This is a genomic window from Streptococcus gwangjuense (assembly GCF_003627155.1).
GTDB classification, from domain to species: Bacteria; Bacillota; Bacilli; order Lactobacillales; family Streptococcaceae; genus Streptococcus; species Streptococcus gwangjuensis.
This window is the reverse complement of record NZ_CP032621.1, coordinates 1,384,403-1,400,595: the sequence shown is the minus strand read 5'-3', so window position 1 is coordinate 1,400,595 and position 16,193 is coordinate 1,384,403. Positions and strand designations below refer to the sequence as shown.

Annotated in this window: 20 protein-coding genes; all 20 read left to right on the top strand. The window is 40.9% G+C overall.

Translation table 11 applies throughout. From position 1 onward, the window contains the following. Positions 1–208 precede the first annotated feature (208 nt). On the top strand, positions 209–559 hold the full coding sequence (gene rbfA, locus D7D53_RS06940; RefSeq protein WP_001273601.1) for a 30S ribosome-binding factor RbfA: 351 nt from the start codon (positions 209–211) through the stop codon (positions 557–559). Between the two features lie 174 nt (positions 560–733). Beyond that, positions 734–1,237 (top strand): hypothetical protein, encoded by a 504-nt coding sequence (locus tag D7D53_RS06935; protein WP_120770542.1) that lies wholly within the window; start codon positions 734–736, stop codon positions 1,235–1,237. A 20-nt stretch (positions 1,238–1,257) separates the two neighbouring features. Then, positions 1,258–1,815: a C1 domain-containing protein gene (locus tag D7D53_RS06930; protein WP_053090677.1), complete on the top strand. Its 558-nt coding sequence runs from the start codon at positions 1,258–1,260 to the stop codon at positions 1,813–1,815. Positions 1,816–1,827: 12 nt separating this feature from the next. Next, the gene (locus tag D7D53_RS06925; protein WP_120770541.1) at positions 1,828–2,937 is read left to right on the top strand and encodes an SPFH domain-containing protein; all 1,110 of its coding nucleotides are present in this window, start codon (positions 1,828–1,830) and stop codon (positions 2,935–2,937) included. A 261-nt stretch (positions 2,938–3,198) separates the two neighbouring features. Further along, positions 3,199–3,978 carry a hypothetical protein gene (locus tag D7D53_RS06920; protein WP_120770540.1) on the top strand — a complete coding sequence of 260 codons (780 nt, stop codon included), beginning with the start codon at positions 3,199–3,201 and terminating at the stop codon, positions 3,976–3,978. Position 3,979: 1 nt separating this feature from the next. Beyond that, positions 3,980–4,162 (top strand): hypothetical protein, encoded by a 183-nt coding sequence (locus D7D53_RS06915; RefSeq protein WP_120770539.1) that lies wholly within the window; start codon positions 3,980–3,982, stop codon positions 4,160–4,162. 263 nt (positions 4,163–4,425) lie between these two features. Then, a complete protein-coding gene (locus D7D53_RS06910) occupies positions 4,426–4,659 on the top strand; it encodes a DUF1858 domain-containing protein (RefSeq protein WP_000368739.1) in 234 nt (77 codons plus the stop codon). Continuing rightward, a complete protein-coding gene (locus D7D53_RS06905) occupies positions 4,659–5,993 on the top strand; it encodes a DUF438 domain-containing protein (RefSeq protein ID WP_120770538.1) in 1,335 nt (444 codons plus the stop codon). The genes D7D53_RS06910 and D7D53_RS06905 overlap by 1 nt, the downstream gene beginning before the upstream one ends. Before the next feature lie 9 nt (positions 5,994–6,002). Next, the gene (locus tag D7D53_RS06900; RefSeq protein WP_000119707.1) at positions 6,003–6,257 is read left to right on the top strand and encodes a DUF1912 family protein; all 255 of its coding nucleotides are present in this window, start codon (positions 6,003–6,005) and stop codon (positions 6,255–6,257) included. A 95-nt stretch (positions 6,258–6,352) separates the two neighbouring features. After that, complete coding sequence (locus D7D53_RS06895; protein WP_000038635.1) at positions 6,353–6,748, top strand: helix-hairpin-helix domain-containing protein; 396 nt, start codon at positions 6,353–6,355, stop codon at positions 6,746–6,748. 282 nt (positions 6,749–7,030) lie between these two features. Continuing rightward, positions 7,031–7,609 (top strand): flavin reductase family protein, encoded by a 579-nt coding sequence (locus D7D53_RS06890; protein WP_120770537.1) that lies wholly within the window; start codon positions 7,031–7,033, stop codon positions 7,607–7,609. Next, entirely contained in the window at positions 7,596–8,156 is a 561-nt protein-coding gene (locus D7D53_RS06885) for a GNAT family N-acetyltransferase (RefSeq protein WP_120770536.1), read from the top strand. Before D7D53_RS06890 ends, D7D53_RS06885 begins: the two co-directional genes overlap by 14 nt. Next, the gene (locus D7D53_RS06880) at positions 8,156–8,734 is read left to right on the top strand and encodes an AAA family ATPase (RefSeq protein ID WP_120770535.1); all 579 of its coding nucleotides are present in this window, start codon (positions 8,156–8,158) and stop codon (positions 8,732–8,734) included. Before D7D53_RS06885 ends, D7D53_RS06880 begins: the two co-directional genes overlap by 1 nt. After that, the gene (locus D7D53_RS06875; RefSeq protein ID WP_120770534.1) at positions 8,727–11,378 is read left to right on the top strand and encodes a valine--tRNA ligase; all 2,652 of its coding nucleotides are present in this window, start codon (positions 8,727–8,729) and stop codon (positions 11,376–11,378) included. The genes D7D53_RS06880 and D7D53_RS06875 overlap by 8 nt, the downstream gene beginning before the upstream one ends. Before the next feature lie 69 nt (positions 11,379–11,447). Next, positions 11,448–12,203, top strand: coding sequence for a protein NO VEIN domain-containing protein (locus D7D53_RS06870; protein ID WP_162927886.1), 756 nt, complete (start codon positions 11,448–11,450; stop codon positions 12,201–12,203). A 115-nt stretch (positions 12,204–12,318) separates the two neighbouring features. Further along, positions 12,319–12,906, top strand: a complete 588-nt coding sequence (rpoE, locus tag D7D53_RS06865; RefSeq protein ID WP_033687659.1) for a DNA-directed RNA polymerase subunit delta — start codon at positions 12,319–12,321, stop codon at positions 12,904–12,906. Between the two features lie 236 nt (positions 12,907–13,142). After that, positions 13,143–14,750: a CTP synthase gene (locus tag D7D53_RS06860; protein WP_120770532.1), complete on the top strand. Its 1,608-nt coding sequence runs from the start codon at positions 13,143–13,145 to the stop codon at positions 14,748–14,750. 173 nt (positions 14,751–14,923) lie between these two features. After that, the gene (locus D7D53_RS06855) at positions 14,924–15,223 is read left to right on the top strand and encodes a DUF4651 domain-containing protein (protein ID WP_120770531.1); all 300 of its coding nucleotides are present in this window, start codon (positions 14,924–14,926) and stop codon (positions 15,221–15,223) included. Next, positions 15,220–15,537: a thioredoxin family protein gene (locus tag D7D53_RS06850; RefSeq protein ID WP_120770530.1), complete on the top strand. Its 318-nt coding sequence runs from the start codon at positions 15,220–15,222 to the stop codon at positions 15,535–15,537. Before D7D53_RS06855 ends, D7D53_RS06850 begins: the two co-directional genes overlap by 4 nt. 15 nt (positions 15,538–15,552) lie before the next feature. Continuing rightward, positions 15,553–16,179 carry a YtpR family tRNA-binding protein gene (ytpR, locus tag D7D53_RS06845; protein WP_120770529.1) on the top strand — a complete coding sequence of 209 codons (627 nt, stop codon included), beginning with the start codon at positions 15,553–15,555 and terminating at the stop codon, positions 16,177–16,179. Positions 16,180–16,193: the final 14 nt, after the last annotated feature.

Genomic DNA, 16,193 nt, shown 5'->3' with positions numbered 1-16,193 from the left:
CGATGGTTTCATTGCTTATTTTTGAGCCTAGAGTCTCAAAAATCCCCTATGATGGGACTGATAAATCAGTTCCATCACTTTCACCACGGCGAAAGAAGCAGATCATTTCAAATTGAACTTTGTTTCAATTTGAAATGAAAATCAAAAAGTTTAAAAATAGCTAGGTCTGCTGGCCTAGCTTTTGGTTCAAAGTAGAGAAAGGAATATCATGGCAAATCATTTCCGTACGGATCGTGTGGGCATGGAAATCAAGCGTGAAGTCAATGAGATTTTGCAAAAGAAAGTCCGTGATCCGCGTGTCCAAGGCGTGACCATTACAGATGTTCAGATGCTGGGTGACTTGTCTGTTGCCAAGGTTTACTACACCATTTTGAGTAACCTTGCTTCGGATAACCAAAAAGCCCAAATCGGGCTTGAAAAAGCAACTGGTACCATCAAACGTGAACTTGGTCGTAATTTGAAATTGTACAAAATCCCAGATTTGACCTTCGTCAAAGACGAGTCCATCGAGTATGGGAACAAGATTGACGAAATGCTACGCAATCTGGATAAAAACTAAAGAAGAGGGGTAACCCTCTTTTTTGGTAGGGAAAATAGGTGGAATTTGAAATGGAAAAATATTCTTTTAAAAAAAGTGATTCTGTATTTTTAAAGATTAGCTAATCAGAAAATGCTTTTTTTTTTTTTAGCAAATATGATATGATGATTTCATAAATAAAAGGAGATTCTATCAATGAATAATGTAAAAAAAGTTTGTCGTTTAGCTTTGCTATGTCTTTCCGTCTCTACCCTAGTTGCTTGTAGTTCTCTTTCTGAAAAAACAAGTAGTTCTTCTAGTGAGAATCAAACAGAAGCTTTATCTAGTAGTTCTGAAAAGAAGGGCTTGCTTGCCAAAGCAAAAGAAAAACTCAGTTCAGGCGATTTCAACCCACAAGATGTTAGCGATACGACAATTGAGTCTATAAAAACCTATGAAGATTACTTGATTATGAATGAGAAAATAATCGATAATTACTATACAGAAGCAGATGAAGCCTTTAAAGGGACTGTTTTAGAAGATAGTGCTGCTATCCAAGAACTGAAAGATAGCACTAAAAAAGAGATGAAAGATCTGAAAAAACAATATGGTCCACTCAAGAAAGCACCGATTCAAGGAAAAGAAGAAGTGATTAAGACTCTAAAAGATTATCGTGATAATCTACATGAACAAGTGGAGCAGTGGAAAGCTAGTCTTTAATAGGAAGAGTGGAGTTCAATATGGATTATCAATTATTGCCACATGAATACATGGTTATGAATAGTGACCATGTGAGTTTTGGGAAAAATGGTTTGGCTACAGATGAATTAATTTTAACGAATCTACACTTAATACATATCAAAAAAAGTTTTTGGGGAGGGAAAAAAGACCAGGTTACCATTCCTATTAACCAGATTAAAATTTTTGAAGGGAAACCTCAAGTTTCAGTAACCAAAACCAATGGTATGAAACGGTTGGAAATTTATTATAATGGCGGGCAAGCTATCTTTTCATTTAATAATACTAAGGATACTGACAAGTGGGCTAGAAACATTATTAAATTGATTTCAGGTGATACAAGTAATTTTGAAACCTTGGGAGATAGTAGCTTGTTTGGAGCAGATGTTTTGGCAGAAACATTTAAGGATACATTTGACACTTTTAAAGCAGGGCTTGGGATTAAGGATGCAGAGCCAGAAAAGATTTCAACCAAGTGTAGCTTTTGTGGAGCACCTTTGTCAGGTCAAGTGAAGCAAACAGTGAGATGTGCCTATTGTGATATGGAGCAGAGTTTATAAGGGGGCAATTAAATGGGGTTGATAAAAGCAATCACAGATTCTATTGGTGGAACATTTGCAGATCAGTGGAAAGAAATTATCACAGTTCATGCTTTTGATGAACATACAGCTGTAAGTCCAGGTATTGTTCAAGAAAGTAATAATGGTAGAGGTGTCAATACGAAGGGATCTGTAGGTATTATTTCGAACGGATCCAAGATTTTTATTCCAGAAAATACTGCAGCCTTTATCTTTAGTCAGTCTGGTATCGAGGAAATTATTACAGAACCAGGTGGATATGAATACCAAAATGGCGAAAGCAGTGTTTTTAACGGTGATGGATTGAAAAAGTCACTGTTTGACAATGTTGTTAATCGTGTTGGATTCGGTGGTCAAAGTGATCAGCAAAAACAGATTTGTTTTGTTAATTTGAGAGAAATTCGTGATATTAAATTTGGGACTCGCGGTCCAGTCATGTATAATGATTTGTTTTATGGGACAGATTTAGAAGTACGTGCTTTTGGAACATTTTCTATCCAAATTACAGATGCTAAGCAATTTATCAGAAACTTTCTTCCTGCCAATGTAACTTATTATACCTTTGATAGCGCTCAAGCTAGATCACAAATAGTGACAGAATTTCTTCAATCTTTTATTGTTGCACTTAATTCTTTGTCAACAACTTATCGTATTTCACAATTACCCTCACAAGCTGCAGTTCTTGCGGAACAAGTATCAAATGATGGACAGTATGCAGGGACTTGGAAAGAACGTTTTGGATTTGAGATTGTAAAAGTTGCCATTGCTAATATTGAGTTCTCACCAGAATCTAAGGAACTGGTTAAACAATTTTCATCAAATAAGATGAATTTAAAAGCTTATGATGATGTATCGCAGAAATCTTCTAATATTGCAGCACAACAAAAAATTGCATCAGGAGTGGAGCAACATGGTCTAGGTGATAGTGCTGGAATGATATTTGGAATGAATATGGCTCAAAGTTTAGATGAAAAAGCCATGAAACCAAGTCTATCATTAGATGAGCAAATCGAAGCACTTACAAAACTAAAATCTCTTTTAGATGCAGGTATATTATCTCAGGAAGAATTTGATCGAAAGAAAAAAGAAATTATGGATTTATAAGATGAAGCTCGAAAGTTCATAGTTAGTGTGTATTCAAGGAACATTTTAGGTAAGACAATAATAGACTATCATTCACAGATAGAATATCATGTTGTAAAGGTAGGGGTTGAATATTCGAGCTGTCTCTACAAAGACTATTAAAAATCTTTAACAAATAAGTTGCTAAGGATTTTTTGAAAATTTTTGAGGGGAATTTGAAACATACTTTAAAAGAGTATGCTATCATAGAATATAACTTACAGAAGTAAAAGGAGTTTGTATATGGCTGAACAAGAGTTGGCTATGCAAGTATTGCAACAAGTGGTGAAACTACCTGTTGTTAAGGTTGATCGTTCGAAATTTTTAGTGGATAAGTTTTCCAAAGAATTGGATCCACAGGACATTCCTACCTTATTAGAACAAGGACCAACGTCTCTCTTATCTCAAGAAATATTAGATCGAGTGGCTAATACCTGTATTAGGGATAATGTTTTATTAGCGAGTGGAACTTCTGTTTTGGCAGGATTACCTGGAGGGATTGCTATGGCAATTACCATTCCAGCTGATGTGGCTCAATTTTATGGTTTCTCTCTGAAATTGGCTCAAGAATTAGGTTATATTTATGGTTATGAGGATCTTTGGGCTTCACGCGAGGAATTGGGTGAAGATACTCAAAATACCCTCTTGCTTTATCTTGGCGTCATGTTGGGGGTGAATGGAACCGCTGCCTTGCTACGTGCTGGTGGTATAACAATTGCTAAACAGGTAATGAAAACAGTACCTAATAAAGCTTTAACCAAGACGCTTTGGTACCCTATTTTGAAAAAAGTCTTAAGAATATTTGGTGTGAATCTGACCAAGGGAGGGCTGGCCAAAGGAATGGGGAAATTCATACCTATCTTGGGAGGTATCATTTCAGGTGGTTTAACCTTTGCGACCATGAAGCCGATGGGGGAAAGACTGCAAAAGGAATTATCCAAATTAGTTAATTATAATGAAGGGCAGTATCAAATAGATATTGATACTATCCGAAAAGAAGCTGAAATCATCGAAGGTGAGTAATATGGGACTTATAAAAACTCTAGCTAAAACTTACGGGAATTACTTTTTGACCATGCAAGGTGTAAAAGTCATGAAAACGATAAAGAAAGATGACCATGCTGTTGTCGGTCTGGGTAAACTCTTTATTGCAGACAAGTTAATGGATACGGCTCGGTGGCTCATCAAGCCAGAGGATAGAAAATGAAATTTTTTGGGTCTTCTTGCTATTATTTTTATCGAACCGATTATTGGGATTTTGAAATTCTTTTGGATGATCATCTCTTTTATAGTCCAATTGCTGTTTTATAAGCTATTATTTAAAATATTGGATTGTCTCTTTAAACTTATTTAGATGGTAATCCAAATCGCAGAGAACTAGCAGGAACTCTACTGCTAGTTTTTTAATCTCTTTCCATATGGTATAATATAAGCAGAAAAATCATTTTAGAACATACAATGGAGGTCGTCATGGACAATATCATCGATGTGTCAATTCCTGTTGCAGAAGTGGTGGACAAGCATCCAGAAGTTTTGGAAATTCTAGTTGAGCTGGGTTTTAAACCACTTGCTAATCCCTTGATGCGCAATACAGTTGGTCGTAAAGTATCACTCAAACAGGGTTCTAAGCTTGAAGGAACTCCTATGGACAAGATTGTCCGCACGCTGGAAGCAAATGGCTACGAAGTGATTGGATTAGACTAATGGCAGATGAACGGATTCATGTCCTACGGGATATTTTGTTAGAATTGCATAATGGCGCCTCTCCTGAGTCGGTTCAGGAGCGCTTTGATGCGACCTTTGCGGGTGTCTCAGCCATAGAGATTTCCCTCATGGAGCACGAGCTGATGAACTCAGACTCAGGTGTTACCTTTGAAGATGTCATGGAACTCTGTGATGTCCATGCCAATCTTTTTAAAAATGCTATTAAAGGTGTCGAAGTAGAGGATACCGAGCATCCAGGTCACCCCGTTCGTGTCTTCAAGGATGAAAATCTGGCCCTCCGTGCTGCCTTGATTCGCATTCGGAGATTGTTAGATACCTATGAGTCTATGGAAGACGAGGAAATGCTGGCAGAGATGCGCAAGGGTTTGGTCCGTCAAATGGGACTTGTGGGACAATTTGACATCCACTACCAGCGTAAGGAAGAGCTCTTCTTCCCCATCATGGAGCGCTATGGTCACGATTCACCTCCTAAGGTCATGTGGGGAGTGGATGATCAGATCAGGGAACTCTTTCAAACAGCTTTAGCGACAGCCAAGTCACTACCAGAAGTGTCAATTGGCAGCGTAAAAGAAGCTTTTGAAGCCTTTGCGACAGAGTTTGAAAGTATGATTTTCAAGGAAGAGTCCATCCTTCTCATGATTCTCCTTGAGTCCTTTACTCAGGATGACTGGCTTCAGATTGCGGAGGAGAGTGATGCCTATGGCTATGCTATCATCCGTCCGTCTGAGAAATGGGTGCCAGAACGACAGAGCTTTGTTGAGGAAAAGATTGCAGAAGAGCCTGTACAGCTAGATACGGCAGAGGGTCAAGTTCAACAAGTTATCGATACGCCAGAAGGACAGTTTACCATTACCTTTACCCCTAAGGAAAAGGAAGCAGTGCTGGACCGTCATAGTCAACAGATTTTTGGTAATGGCTATCTCTCGGTCGAGCAGGCCAATCTCATCCTCAATCACCTCCCTATGGAGATTACTTTTGTCAATAAAGACGATATTTTCCAGTATTACAATGACAATACGCCAGCTGATGAGATGATTTTCAAACGGACGCCATCCCAAGTCGGGCGCAATGTTGAACTTTGTCATCCGCCTAAGTACTTGGACAAGGTCAAGACTATCATGAAGGGGCTTCGTGAGGGTACTAAGGATAAGTATGAAATGTGGTTCAAGTCTGAGTCGCGATGTAAATTTGTCCACATCACTTACGCCGCAGTGCACGATGAAGAGGGAGAATTTCAAGGAGTGTTGGAGTACGTTCAGGATATTCAGCCCTACCGTGAGATTGATACGGACTATTTCCGTGGATTAGAATAAGGAGAAAAAATGAGTTACGAACAAGAATTTATGAAGGAATTTGAAGCTTGGGTCAATACCCAGATTATGATCAATGACATGGCGCACAAGGAAAGTCAAAAAGTCTACGAAGAAGACCAGGACGAACGTGCCAAAGATGCCATGATTCGCTACGAAAGCCGCTTGGATGCTTATCAGTTCTTGCTTGGTAAGTTTGAAAACTTCAAAGCAGGCAAGGGATTCCATGATTTGCCAGAAGGCTTGTTTGGTGAGAGAAATTATTAAACGAGATAGATTCTTGATTTTTTACTAAAATCTTGATAGAATATTTATATTAAATCCTTGTCAGAGCAGGGGTTTTTTATTGAAAGGATTTTATCATGTCAAAGAAACTCAATCGTAAAAAACAATTACGAAATAGTCTCCGTCGTGCAGGTGCTTTCTCAAGTACTGTGACGAAGGTTGTAGAAGAGACAAAGAAAGTCGTGAAACGTGCAGAGCAGTCAGCAAGCCAAGCTGGTAAGGCTGTTTCTAAAAAAGTTGAACAAGCAGTAGAAGCTACCAAAGAGCAAGCTCAAAAAGTAGCCAATTCTGTGGAAGATTTTGCAGCAAACTTGGGTGGACTTCCACTTGACCGTGCCAAAACTTTCTATGATGAAGGAATCAAGTCTGCGTCAGATTTCAAAAACTGGACTGAAAAAGAACTCCTTGCCTTGAAAGGAATCGGCCCAGCTACCATCAAGAAATTGAAGGAAAATGGCATTAAGTTCAAGTAATCTTTCTTGTCCCTTGCAATTCCAAGAAAATCTTGCTACAATAGAGCCATTAGAGGTGTTTTGAATCCCACATTTTACAGAAAGTGGCGGAGCTGAGAAGTCCACAAATGTGTCAAAACTAGTTGCTAATGGATGAAAAATTGAAATAAAAGTGTCTTTTTATTTTAAAGACGAGAGTTGCGGGCAACTGCCCGAAATTGGGTGGTACCGCGGATAGCACATTCGTCCCTGTCATATAGATGGCAGGGCTTTTCTTTTGCGTCTTAGTAAAAGGAGGTTGTTATGAAGCAATCTTTTAAAACAAGTAAACTCTATTATGGTTTTCCTATCTTCATTTTAGGGTATCAAGATCAGAATTTTGGACACAATATTACGACCTGTAGCTCCTCTTATAGCTTGGGAGATTGGCTAGTCATCGGTGTCGGAGCTGAGGAAAATGCGGCTGAGCAAATCAAGCATTACCAGAAGTTTACTGTGAATATTCCTGATGAAAATCTCATGCTCGAGATGGAGCAGGCTGGTTTTATCAGTCATCGAGAGAAATTGAAACACCTGCGACTAGACTACGAGATTTCTGAAAGGACTCAGGCACCGATTTTAGAGGCTTGTCCAGTCGTGTTGGACTGTCAGGTAGATCGGATTATCGAGGAAGATGGAATCTGTCATATCTTTGCCAAGATTATCGAGCGACTTGCTGATTCTGAACTCTTGGATGAGAAAGGGCATTTTAAAAATGACCGTTTTTCACCGACTTACTTTATGGGGGATGGTCACCAGCGCGTTTATCGTTATCTAGATGACCGAGTCAATCCCATGGGAAGCTTTATCAAGGAAGCGAGGAAAAAGGATGGCAAGAACTGAACTGCCAGAACGCTTGGAAACAGAACGTCTCGTTTTACGAGTCCGTACTGTGGCGGATGCTGAGGATATCCATGCCTACGCTAGTCTCCCAGAGGTCGCTTATCCAGCAGGCTTTCCTCCAGTCAAGACCTTGGAAGATGAGGTTTACTATCTAGAGTATATCCTTCCCGAACGCAATCAAAAGGAAAATCTCCCAGTTGGCTATGGGATTGTCGTCAAAGAAACCGATAAAGTCATTGGTTCTGTTGATTTCAACCATCGCCATGCGGATGATGTTCTTGAGCTCGGCTATACCTTGCACCCAGACTATTGGGGTCGAGGTTATGTACCAGAAGCAGCGTGTGCCTTGATTGACTTAGCCTTTAAAGATTTGGATCTTCACAAGATTGAACTGACTTGTTTTGGTTATAATGTCCAAAGTAAACGAGTCGCAGAAAAACTTGGATTTACCCTCGAAGCTCGTATTCGAGATCGTAAAGATGTTCAAGGAAACCGCTGTGACAGTCTGATATATGGTTTGCTGAGAAGTGAGTGGGAGGTGATTTGATGCATCTTTTTATCATTGGTGCTCCGGCCTCAGGAAAAATGACGATTGGTCAAGAGTTATCTCGACTGACAGATGCTACCCTCTTTTATAACCATCAAGCCATCGATTTTGCACTAGAAATCTATCAGGATTATACAGAGGAGATGTGGGAATTTGTTCGTGGAATCACCTTTTCTTTCCTTGGGGCAAGTGCAAGAAATCAGCGATCAGTGATTTTAACAGACGTGATTGATTTTTCAAATCAGTACCAGCTGATGTATTTAAAGCAAATTCAGGATTTGTTGAATGACTATCATCAAGAGATTCTTTTTGTTGAATTGGAAACAAGTCTTGAAGAGCGCTTACATCGAAATCGAACGGAGAATCGATTAAAGCACAAACCCTTAAAACGACATATTGAGGCATCTGAAAGAGAAATTTTAGAGACCGCTGAAACACTTCAATTAAATTCCCAACATCAACCGAATGAGTTGCACCACTACCTTAAAATAAATAATACGAATTTGTCTGCAGAAGAAGTTGCTAAGCAAATTCAAAATAAAATGAACAAAATAGAGAAAGGACAAACACATGTCTAAAGAACTTTCACCTAAATACAATCCAGCCGAAGTTGAGGCTGGTCGTTACCAAAAATGGCTTGATGCGGATGTTTTCAAGCCTTCAGGCGATCAAAAGGCTAAGCCTTATTCAATCGTGATTCCACCACCAAACGTAACTGGGAAACTTCACCTTGGTCACGCTTGGGATACGACTTTGCAGGATATCATCATCCGTCAAAAACGCATGCAAGGTTTTGACACGCTTTGGCTTCCGGGTATGGACCACGCGGGGATTGCCACTCAGGCTAAGGTTGAGGAGCGCTTGCGTGGTGAGGGTATTACGCGTTATGACCTAGGTCGTGAAAAATTCCTTGACAAAGTTTGGGAATGGAAAGACGAATATGCCACTACTATCAAGGAACAATGGGGCAAGATGGGGCTCTCTGTAGACTACTCTCGTGAGCGTTTCACTCTTGACGAAGGTTTGTCAAAAGCTGTTCGTAAGGTCTTTGTGGACCTTTACAAGAAAGGCTGGATCTACCGTGGTGAGTTTATCATCAACTGGGACCCAGCAGCTCGCACAGCCCTTTCTGATATTGAGGTGATTCACAAGGATGTCGAAGGTGCCTTCTACCACATGAATTACATGCTGGAAGACGGTTCACGCGCCCTTGAAGTTGCCACAACTCGTCCTGAGACTATGTTTGGGGACGTTGCCGTTGCGGTCAATCCAGAAGACCCACGCTACAAGGACTTGATTGGAAAAAACGTCATCCTTCCAATCGCTAATAAACTAATCCCAATCGTTGCAGACGAACATGCCGATCCCGAGTTTGGTACTGGTGTTGTTAAAATCACGCCTGCCCATGATCCAAACGACTTCTTGGTGGGTCAACGCCATAACTTGCCACAAGTCAATGTTATGAACGACGACGGAACCATGAATGACTTGGCCTTCGAATTTGCAGGTATGGATCGTTTTGAAGCCCGTAAGGCAGTCGTTGCTAAGTTGGAAGAAATCGGTGCCCTCGTCAAAATCGAAAAACGTATCCACAGTGTTGGTCACTCAGAGCGTACAGGTGTAGTGGTTGAGCCACGCTTGTCAACGCAATGGTTCGTCAAGATGGACCAATTGGCCAAAAATGCTATTGCTAACCAAGATACAGAAGACAAGGTAGAATTCTACCCGCCACGTTTCAACGATACCTTCCTCCAATGGATGGAAAATGTCCACGACTGGGTAATCTCTCGTCAGCTTTGGTGGGGTCACCAAATCCCTGCTTGGTACAATGCTGAGGGTGAAATGTACGTCGGTGAAGAAGCGCCAGAAGGTGACGGATGGACTCAGGATGAAGATGTCTTGGATACTTGGTTCAGTTCTGCCCTTTGGCCGTTCTCAACTATGGGCTGGCCTGATGTCGACTCAGAAGACTTCAAACGTTACTTCCCAACTTCAACCTTGGTTACAGGTTACGACATCATCTTCTTCTGGGTGTCTCGTATGATCTTCCAATCTTTGGAATTCACTGGTCGTCAGCCATTCCAAAACGTGCTTATTCACGGTCTCATTCGTGACGAGCAAGGACGCAAGATGTCTAAATCTCTTGGTAACGGGATTGACCCAATGGATGTCATCGAGAAATATGGTGCCGATGCCCTTCGTTGGTTCCTTTCAAACGGTTCTGCGCCAGGACAAGACGTTCGCTTCTCTTACGAGAAAATGGATGCTTCATGGAACTTCATTAACAAGATCTGGAACATCTCTCGCTACATCCTCATGAATAATGAAGGCTTGACCCTTGAGCAAGCAACTGCTAATGTGGAAAAAGTTGCCAACAAGGAAGCTGGCAATGTCACAGACCGTTGGATTCTCCACAACCTCAATGAAACTATCGGAAAAGCTACTGCTAACTTTGATAAGTTTGAGTTTGGTGTGGCTGGACATATCCTCTACAACTTCATCTGGGATGAATTTGCGGACTGGTACGTTGAGTTGACTAAGGAAGTCCTTTATAGCGACAATGAAGAAGAGAAAGTCATCACACGCTCTGTTCTCCTTTACACTCTGGACAAGATCCTTCGTCTCCTCCACCCAATCATGCCATTCGTGACAGAGGAAATCTTTGGACAAATCTCAGAAGGTTCTATCGTGACAGCAGAATACCCAACTGTTAACCCAGCCTTTGAGGACCTTGCTGCCCATACTGGTGTCGAAAGTCTCAAAGACTTGATCCGTGCCGTTCGTAATGCGCGTGCTGAAGTAAACGTAGCACCAAGCAAGCCTATCACCATCCTTGTTAAGACAAGCGATAGCGACTTGGAAGCCTTCTTTAACAGCAATGTCAACTACATCAAACGCTTCACAAATCCAGAACACTTGGAAATCGCATCAAATATTCCTGCGCCTGAACTTGCTATGTCAAGCGTCATCACAGGAGCAGAAATCTACCTGCCACTGGCAGACCTCCTCAATGTCGAAGAAGAACTGGCCCGTCTCGACAAGGAACTTGCTAAATGGCAAAAAGAACTGGACATGGTCGGTAAGAAGCTCTCTAACGAACGCTTCGTAGCCAACGCCAAACCAGAAGTCGTCCAAAAAGAACGCGACAAACAAGCCGACTACCAAGCGAAATACGACGCGACCGTAGCACGTATCGATGAGATGAAGAAACTCGTGAAATAAACACAGAAACACGGCTGAATGCCGTGTTTTTTGGTATAATGAAATCAATATCTATTGGTGGAGAAAGTGATGTCTAAGCACCCGCATTATGAATTGTTAAATTTAATTGGCTACGGTCTTGCCAAGTTTGACAAGCTTTTTATAAAAGAATTTCAATGTTCTAGCAAGTCGGAGTTTTATCGCTATGTGGTTTCTCTGGGAATTGCTGAAACAACTGGAGTTGTAAAAAATAGAATGGATTTATTTGATCCTTATTTTGACAATAGTCGAAAAGGTTGGTGGCAGAAAGCTGATGTTTACCGTTTTCGTAAAGATTTAATTGATATGATGTTTGGAAATGAAGATGTTCATAGTTATGCTGAAATCGTTAAAATGTTACTTGCGAGTGAAGGAAAGCGAACAGGCATTACTACCATTGAAAAACCAATTATTCGAACTAAATTCAAACGTCTACAGGAAACGGGGATGGAGGCAGAGAATTATTTTATCCTTCATTTCGATAAAAAAGAAAAATTTCAAGGTGGACAGTTAACTGATGCCCGTCTTTATGGTGATGGCTATGATTTCCAAGTAGATGTTCATGAGCATTCCTATCTTGCCGAAGTTAAAGGGATTCGAAAATCTAAGGGTCGCATCCGTTTGACTGCCAACGAATTTGAAAAAGCAAAAGAATTTCAATCAGATTTTATTTTATCTCTGGTTACCAACTTAGATGATATTCCAAAGTTAGTGTTAATCGATAATCCTTTAAAACATTTTGAGTTTAAAAAGAATATTATTAAAAATGAAATCATTGAATATAGAAGCTTAGAAGATTTGTATTAGTTCCCCCTTAACCTTTGACTATTCTGCAAAATTATCGTAAAATAAAGAGTAAATGATAAAATGAGGTCAGAGTCTGTTCGCTCTGGCGATAGTAGTATAAATGAGGAGAAACGCTTTGGAATTAGAAGTATTTGCTGGGCAAGAAAAAAGTGAACTATCTATGATTGAGGTAGCGCGTGCTATCTTGGAACTTCGTGGTCGCGACCATGAGATGCATTTTAGCGATCTTGTAAACGAAATTCAAAACTACCTTGGAACATCAAACAGCGATATCCGCGAAGCTTTACCTTTGTTCTACACAGAGTTGAACTTTGACGGTAGCTTCATCTCACTTGGAGATAACAAATGGGGGCTTCGTTCATGGTATGGTGTGGACGAAATCGACGAAGAAATTATCGCTCTTGAAGAAAATGACGACGATGAAGTAGCACCAAAAGCTAAGAAAAAACGTGTTAATGCCTTCATGGATGGTGATTCAGATGCCATTGACTACAATGCGGATGATCCAGAAGACGAGGATGCATACGAAGCAGATCCAGCTCTTTCATACGATGATGAAAATCCAGATGATGAGAAAAACGAAGTGGAAGCTTACGATGCAGAAATCAACGAAATTGCTCCTGATGACTTGGGTGAAGACGTGGATCTCAACGAAGAAGACGATGAGTTTTCTGATGATGACGCTGAAAACAACGAGGAATAAAAGTTAGCTATTGACAATTATTCTATTTTCAGGTATCATATTGTTCGGGCACCTCTTTTAGAGGTCGGGGCTCCCTAGTTCTTAGGGAGCTATTTTTGTTTTTTCAAGAAGTTATCTTCTTGCATTTTAGTTGTGAATCTGGTGCAGTCATCCCAGATTATTCTTATTAGTAGGGTCTTGTTTTCTATGTCCCCTCGTAGTTGACAAGACCTTGAGCATTTTAGAAAGAGGAATCTATGTCTACGAAATATATTTTTGTAACTGGTGGTGTGGTATCGTCTATTGGGAAAGGGATTGTAGCAGCGAGTCTGGGCCGTCTCTTGAAAAATCGTGGTCTCAAAGTAACCATTCAAAAATTTGACCCTTATATCAATATCGATCCGGGAACTATGAGTCCTTATCAGCACGGGGAAGTTTTTGTGACAGATGACGGAGCTGAGACAGATTTGGACTTGGGTCACTATGAACGTTTCATCGATATCAATCTCAACAAATATTCCAACGTGACAACTGGTAAAATTTACAGTGAAGTTCTTCGTAAAGAACGCCGTGGAGAATACCTTGGGGCAACTGTTCAGGTTATTCCTCATATCACGGATGCTTTGAAAGAAAAAATCAAGCGTGCCGCTGTAACGACCGACTCTGATGTCATTATCACAGAGGTAGGTGGAACAGTAGGAGATATCGAGTCCTTGCCATTCCTAGAGGCCCTTCGTCAGATGAAGGCAGATGTGGGGGCGGATAATGTTATGTACATCCATACAACCTTGCTTCCTTACCTCAAGGCTGCTGGTGAAATGAAGACCAAACCAACTCAACACTCTGTAAAAGAATTGCGTGGATTGGGAATTCAGCCAAATATGTTGGTGATTCGTACAGAAGAGCCAGCTGGTCAAGGAATTAAAAACAAACTGGCCCAGTTCTGTGATGTGGCACCAGAGGCTGTTATCGAGTCTTTAGATGTTGAACATCTTTACCAAATTCCGTTGAATTTGCAGGCTCAAGGTATGGACCAGATTGTCTGTGATCATTTGAAATTAGACGCACCAGTAGCAGATATGACAGAATGGTCAGCTATGGTGGACAAGGTCATGAACCTCAAGAAACAAGTTAAGATTTCCCTTGTTGGTAAGTATGTGGAGTTGCAAGATGCCTACATTTCTGTGGTCGAAGCCTTGAAACACTCTGGTTATGCCAACGACGCAGAAGTTAAAATCAATTGGATTAATGCCAATGATGTGACAGCAGAGAATGTGGCAGAAATCTTGTCTGATGCAGATGGAATCATCGTACCAGGAGGTTTTGGCCAACGTGGTACAGAAGGGAAAATCCAAGCTATCCGCTATGCGCGTGAGAATGATGTTCCAATGTTGGGAGTCTGCTTGGGAATGCAGTTGACTTGTATCGAGTTTGCTCGTCACGTTTTGGGTCTTGAAGGTGCCAATTCTGCAGAGCTTGCACCAGAAACAAAATACCCTATCATTGATATCATGCGTGATCAGATTGATGTTGAGGATATGGGAGGAACCCTTCGTTTGGGACTTTATCCGTCTAAGTTGAAACGTGGCTCTAAGGCAGCAGCTGCTTATCACAATCAAGAAGTGGTGCAACGCCGTCACCGTCATCGTTATGAGTTTAACAACGCCTTCCGTGAGCAGTTTGAGGCAGCAGGTTTTGTCTTCTCAGGAGTTTCTCCAGACAATCGTTTGGTCGAAATCGTGGAAATTCCTGAAAATAAATTCTTTGTAGCGTGTCAGTATCACCCTGAACTTTCAAGTCGTCCAAACCGCCCAGAAGAACTCTACACTGCCTTTGTTACTGCAGCAGTTGAGAATAGTAATTAGCCAAATTAGAACCTTTGAGAAGAATCTCAGAGGTTTTTAAATTCATTCAAAAAGATCTTGTTAACTTAGGTGCTTGGCAATAAGAATAAGAAGTCCTTTTCCTGCAAGGAAGAGGCTTTTTACTTGCTTTTCTACTGCTTCCTCATTTGTCCTAAAGCCTTTTTTGTGTTAAAATGAATGGTATGAAAGCTAAAAAAATGTGGATGGCAGGTCTGGCTCTGCTTGGTATTGGGAGCCTTGCCCTTGCTACGAAAAAAGTTGCAGATGACCGCAAGCTCATGAAGACTCAGGAAGAGTTGACAGCGATTGTGCGAGAGCATTTTTCAGATATGGGGGAAATTGCGACCCTTTATGTTCAAGTTTATGAAAGCAGTCTGGAGAGCTTGGTTGGTGGCGTAATCTTTGAGGATGGCCGTCATTATACCTTTGTCTATGAAAATGAAGACCTAGTCTATGAGGAGGAAGTCTTATGATACAACCAGCAAGTTTAGAAGAATTGGCATCTTTAGTAGAAAAAGATGGGAAGAAGGTCTTTCTTTTTGTAGCGGACTGGTGTGGCGATTGTCGTTATATCTATCCTGCCTTGTCAGAAATTGAGGAGACCAATCCAGAGTTCACCTTTATTCGTGTGGACCGAGACCAGTATATGGATTTAGCCAAACTCTGGGATGTTTACGGAATCCCTAGCCTTGTTGTTCTAGAAAAGAACAAGGAAATCGGCCGTTTTGTCAATCGCGACCGTAAAAGCAAGCAACAAATTAATGACTTTTTAGCAGGATTGAAATAGGAGAAAAGAGAAACAATGATTTTTACATATAACAAAGAACATGTCGGTGATGTCCTTATGGTCATCGTTAAAAATAGCGGAGATGCTAAACTGGGTGTGGAACGCAAAGGTAAGGTAGCCCGTGTTTTTCTCAAAGATAATGGGGAAACAGTGGCGTGGAATATTTTCGAAGTTTCAAGTTTCTTTGAAATTGCAGAGCGCGGTCAAGTCTTTTTGACAGATGAGCAAGTCGCTCGTTTGAACCAAGAATTACAAACGGAAGCTTTTGAAGAGGAAATTGTTAATGACAAGGAACCTAAGTTTGTTGTTGGTGAAATTGTCGAGATGGTAGCTCATCCAGATAGTGACCACCTCAACATCTGCCAAGTTGCAGTCGCAAGTGATAAGACTGTACAAATCGTTGCAGGAGCTCCCAATGCGCGTGTCGGTCTGAAAACCATTGTAGCCCTTCCTGGAGCAATGATGCCAAAAGGAAACCTCATTTTCCCAGGTGAACTTCGTGGTGAAAAGAGTTTTGGCATGATGTGTAGCCCTCGTGAATTGCATCTGCCAAATGCTCCGCAAAAACGTGGTATTATTGAATTATCAGAAGACCAAGTTGTTGGAACTCCATTTGATCCAGCTAAACACTGGACTGCTTAAGAAGTTGTTAGTAT

Bases quoted from the DNA above. Each gene is read 5' to 3' on its own strand.
- D7D53_RS06855 (WP_120770531.1), top strand. From the start codon at position 14,924: ATGAATGGTATGAAAGCTAAAAAAATGTGGATGGCAGGTCTGGCTCTG.
- ytpR (WP_120770529.1), top strand. From the start codon at position 15,553: ATGATTTTTACATATAACAAAGAACATGTCGGTGATGTCCTTATGGTC.
- rbfA (WP_001273601.1), top strand. From the start codon at position 209: ATGGCAAATCATTTCCGTACGGATCGTGTGGGCATGGAAATCAAGCGT.
- D7D53_RS06880 (WP_120770535.1), top strand. From the start codon at position 8,156: ATGCATCTTTTTATCATTGGTGCTCCGGCCTCAGGAAAAATGACGATT.
- D7D53_RS06930 (WP_053090677.1), top strand. From the start codon at position 1,258: ATGGATTATCAATTATTGCCACATGAATACATGGTTATGAATAGTGAC.
- D7D53_RS06910 (WP_000368739.1), top strand. From the start codon at position 4,426: ATGGACAATATCATCGATGTGTCAATTCCTGTTGCAGAAGTGGTGGAC.
- D7D53_RS06915 (WP_120770539.1), top strand. From the start codon at position 3,980: ATGGGACTTATAAAAACTCTAGCTAAAACTTACGGGAATTACTTTTTG.
- D7D53_RS06850 (WP_120770530.1), top strand. From the start codon at position 15,220: ATGATACAACCAGCAAGTTTAGAAGAATTGGCATCTTTAGTAGAAAAA.
- D7D53_RS06885 (WP_120770536.1), top strand. From the start codon at position 7,596: ATGGCAAGAACTGAACTGCCAGAACGCTTGGAAACAGAACGTCTCGTT.
- D7D53_RS06875 (WP_120770534.1), top strand. From the start codon at position 8,727: ATGTCTAAAGAACTTTCACCTAAATACAATCCAGCCGAAGTTGAGGCT.
- D7D53_RS06935 (WP_120770542.1), top strand. From the start codon at position 734: ATGAATAATGTAAAAAAAGTTTGTCGTTTAGCTTTGCTATGTCTTTCC.
- D7D53_RS06925 (WP_120770541.1), top strand. From the start codon at position 1,828: ATGGGGTTGATAAAAGCAATCACAGATTCTATTGGTGGAACATTTGCA.
- D7D53_RS06860 (WP_120770532.1), top strand. From the start codon at position 13,143: ATGTCTACGAAATATATTTTTGTAACTGGTGGTGTGGTATCGTCTATT.
- D7D53_RS06870 (WP_162927886.1), top strand. From the start codon at position 11,448: ATGTCTAAGCACCCGCATTATGAATTGTTAAATTTAATTGGCTACGGT.
- D7D53_RS06895 (WP_000038635.1), top strand. From the start codon at position 6,353: ATGTCAAAGAAACTCAATCGTAAAAAACAATTACGAAATAGTCTCCGT.
- D7D53_RS06900 (WP_000119707.1), top strand. From the start codon at position 6,003: ATGAGTTACGAACAAGAATTTATGAAGGAATTTGAAGCTTGGGTCAAT.
- D7D53_RS06905 (WP_120770538.1), top strand. From the start codon at position 4,659: ATGGCAGATGAACGGATTCATGTCCTACGGGATATTTTGTTAGAATTG.
- D7D53_RS06890 (WP_120770537.1), top strand. From the start codon at position 7,031: ATGAAGCAATCTTTTAAAACAAGTAAACTCTATTATGGTTTTCCTATC.
- D7D53_RS06920 (WP_120770540.1), top strand. From the start codon at position 3,199: ATGGCTGAACAAGAGTTGGCTATGCAAGTATTGCAACAAGTGGTGAAA.